This is a genomic window from Paenibacillus sp. GYB004 (genome assembly GCF_036577605.1).
GTDB lineage: Bacteria > Bacillota > Bacilli > Paenibacillales > NBRC-103111 > Paenibacillus_AB > Paenibacillus_AB oceani.
In genome coordinates this window covers 1-3,005 of sequence record NZ_JARBDB010000036.1, presented here as the reverse complement: position 1 = coordinate 3,005, position 3,005 = coordinate 1, and the positions used below count along the sequence as shown (strand labels likewise).

Genomic DNA, 3,005 nt, shown 5'->3' with positions numbered 1-3,005 from the left:
GGACCTTGCCGGCCGGGTCGAGTTCCTTGATTTCGAATGTCGTGCTGTTGGTGCTGTCCTTGCCGAAAAGATGCCAAGTAAAACCGTCGAATAGCGTCGTCTTGCCAGTGGCGTTATCGCCGTAAACGTCGAGGTTTCCGCCGTTCGCCATAAGGACGAACTCGCGGAAACCCTTGAAATTGCGTATGGTTAGGCTGTCGAGAAGAATTTTTTTCATGCCGGCACCTTGAGCAGATCAGCTACTGCTCGGAGAGCTTTGAACTCGACATGCAGCCGTTCCAGCCGGGAGCTGGCGTTTTTTAACTCCATTTCGGCGTCCGCTAATGCCTCCCGTTCGTTTTTCGTGAATGAGCGGACTTGCGCGGCTCGTGTTTCGGCGTTCTTGCCGGTGATCGGACCGTTTTCGGTGAGGAGGAGCGAATCCTCTTTCCATAGGATAAGTTCTTTGGCTGTCACCAGTCGGGAGTGTGCCTGCAAAGCAGCTTCCTCGGCTACTTCAATCTCCGCTGGTAGTTCCAGTAAACGATCGATGAGTTTCTGCTTGGTCGTGTTTGACATAGGTAAGTGCCTCCTTGTTACCTAGATTTCATAGCATGATGTCTGACTGAATTTGCGTGTATTGCACGACAACTTCGCGAACAACAATTGACCGACCCACGAAGTTGGTTGCGCACAAATAACCACCTTACCTGACCGAATACTGTCCCGCATATAAAGCACTTTGTTTCAACTGGGGGATCCGGCAATAAATGCAGACGTTTTATCCGAAACAGCACCTTGCGAAACAAACTATCAGAATACGCGGCATCCGGAATGTTAGGTTTTGAGAACTCTCCTCGCAATAGCTTAGCTGCTATGTCATAGACCATAGCAGCCTCGTATTCACTCGAAAATTTACCGAGTTCGACGGATCCTCTGGAATCCTTAATTCTTGCCGACCATATACCACTATCAACCATATTGACGCCGCGATACTTGGAACTCCCTCGACCTATGTTGGAATTCCAACTATTTTGCTGATGCGTACAAAGCCGTAGATTGCACTTCCTGTTGTCCAGACCATTGCCATTAATGTGATCTACCAATTTGTCCGGAGGTGCATTTAAAATAAGTCGATGAAGATATATCCTCTCTCCGCTTCCAACAATCGATCCATACGTATACACCTTGGAACGTTGTTTTAAAAGGTACCAACTGTACTTGGAAGCAAGAGAATAATCTTCGTCATCAATGATCGTGACGTATCCATGGGGTAGGTCAATTTCCTTCACTTGCGCCACTCCCCTATTCTGCAATCGCATGATGTAGTATAATGAGTGACAAGAATCTTGTTTCGATAGCCTGTTCCAGCAGGCTATTTTTCATTACTGATCACATAATTCCCTAGAGATTTCTTCGAGTTCATCGATCATGTCGCCCAACTCGTCTTCTATGAAAGTGGCAGCGTTGCGAAGTATTACTGGGGTTGTTTCCTGGCTATCGTCAGTGCCTTCTTGAAATTCCTTCAATTTCTCCACAACAGCATCAATTCGAGCCTTCAAACTCATTTTTGTCCCTCCTTCCCTATGTAATCAACTCCCGGTTTTGTCGCCCTTGGGAACCGGAAACCCAACGAGGGTTGCAAGGCTTTTTATAGGGGGAAGCAAGAACCCTAAAGGCGAAACCCCCACGATATGAAAGAAGAGTGGGCAAGGATTTGCACCTTGCATAGCGGGCATTTCTTATGACGGGTAGCAGCACCCCTGACTTTTCCGGTCGATCCGACATACTAGCTTGGTCGTGGGAACTCGGCGTTCTCTTTCCGCGCCGTCCAAGTCTTCGCCGGGACTCACCTAATCGTATCCCGCCTTGCATTTTAAGCGTCTACCTTATTCCGCCACCACTCTGATGCGTCAGCCGCATCATCAAACGCCGAAGTCAACAGCCAAGGGGGAAGGACCTCGTTCGACGCTTGATGATACGGCCAAAAAGGCCATATTTTTGTCAAAGAACAGTGCGGATATCCGCGAGCAGCATCATCACGACGCGGCTTTCGTCCGCTCCGCAGCGGACTCGTCAGGCGACTGTGTTTATTTCAAATCAGATGCTATATTTTCATTAACAAATTGCGAGGTACAAGCCGTGCAAATCGGCTTACCTTTCAAGGTCAATTTGATATCCAAGCCTCCGCAAAACAAACAGCCAGGCGTATACTTGCGAAGCATGATCCGATCGCCATCTGTAAAGATTTCGAGTGCGTCCTTTTCGCCGATACCCATCGTTCGGCGCAGTTCGATTGGGATAACGATTCTTCCCAAGTTATCAAGTTGTCGAACGATACCCGTCGCCACCATAGTCATACTCTGATATCCTCCTTGAACTCCCTCGCCCATTGCGGTACTATAGGAGTAACTAAATTTGATATGTGCATTACCGGATGACCGTCGGCCAGGACGGTCATTCTTCCGTATTGGGCCCTATGGGCCTCTCGAATTTCCGCATCAATCTCCTCGATTTGCGCGATAAGCCACCACGACCATGTGGCATCATCCTCGTGCTGTTGCTTCATTGAGCGATACATGTTGACCAATTCTTCCCGTCGTTTCCGGGCTGCAGCGAAATCGTATTTCACTTCCGGCTCACTCCCTTCACCAAACCGAACATTCATTGAGATTCATAATCTCCGTTTCAATTAGAACCAACATGCCCGGCCGCATTTGGTAGCGGCGCAGCTCTTTTTGTACTTGTTTCTTTCCCTTCTCGGTGCATCGGTACCCATTATGCTTCGATGAGTGAGTGTCTGTTTTCATAGTGGGATTGTTCTTGCCGGCACGTTTGCCAGTATATCTTGATGCTCTTTCTTCGTTCAATTGTTCGCTTTCCTTTGTTACAGGACTGGCTCCTTTTATCCAGTGTTTTCCTCCCCGCCCTTCTGCTAGAATGGTAGTTGTCCAGACTCACCAACCGACCAGAAAGGAGGCGGTTCTATGAATGAATTATCTATTACCGTGTTAAAAATCTACTCG

General features: G+C 48.2%; 6 protein-coding genes. All 6 read right to left on the bottom strand.

From position 1 onward, the window contains the following. The coding region (locus PV433_RS16045; RefSeq protein ID WP_332073085.1) for an ATP-binding protein at positions 1–217 on the bottom strand (217 nt) is incomplete at its 3' end. After that, positions 214–558 carry a hypothetical protein gene (locus PV433_RS16040; RefSeq protein WP_332073084.1) on the bottom strand — a complete coding sequence of 115 codons (345 nt, stop codon included), beginning with the start codon at positions 556–558 and terminating at the stop codon, positions 214–216. The genes PV433_RS16045 and PV433_RS16040, both read right to left, overlap by 4 nt. Positions 559–575: 17 nt before the next feature. Continuing rightward, on the bottom strand, positions 576–1,301 hold the full coding sequence (locus PV433_RS34115; protein WP_442951534.1) for an HNH endonuclease: 726 nt from the start codon (positions 1,299–1,301) through the stop codon (positions 576–578). Between the two features lie 63 nt (positions 1,302–1,364). After that, positions 1,365–1,547, bottom strand: a complete 183-nt coding sequence (locus PV433_RS16035; protein ID WP_332073083.1) for a hypothetical protein — start codon at positions 1,545–1,547, stop codon at positions 1,365–1,367. A gap of 522 nt (positions 1,548–2,069) precedes the next feature. Next, entirely contained in the window at positions 2,070–2,333 is a 264-nt protein-coding gene (locus PV433_RS16030) for an AbrB/MazE/SpoVT family DNA-binding domain-containing protein (protein ID WP_332073086.1), read from the bottom strand. 2 nt (positions 2,334–2,335) lie between these two features. Next, positions 2,336–2,647 carry a hypothetical protein gene (locus PV433_RS16025; RefSeq protein WP_332073082.1) on the bottom strand — a complete coding sequence of 104 codons (312 nt, stop codon included), beginning with the start codon at positions 2,645–2,647 and terminating at the stop codon, positions 2,336–2,338. Positions 2,648–3,005: the final 358 nt, after the last annotated feature.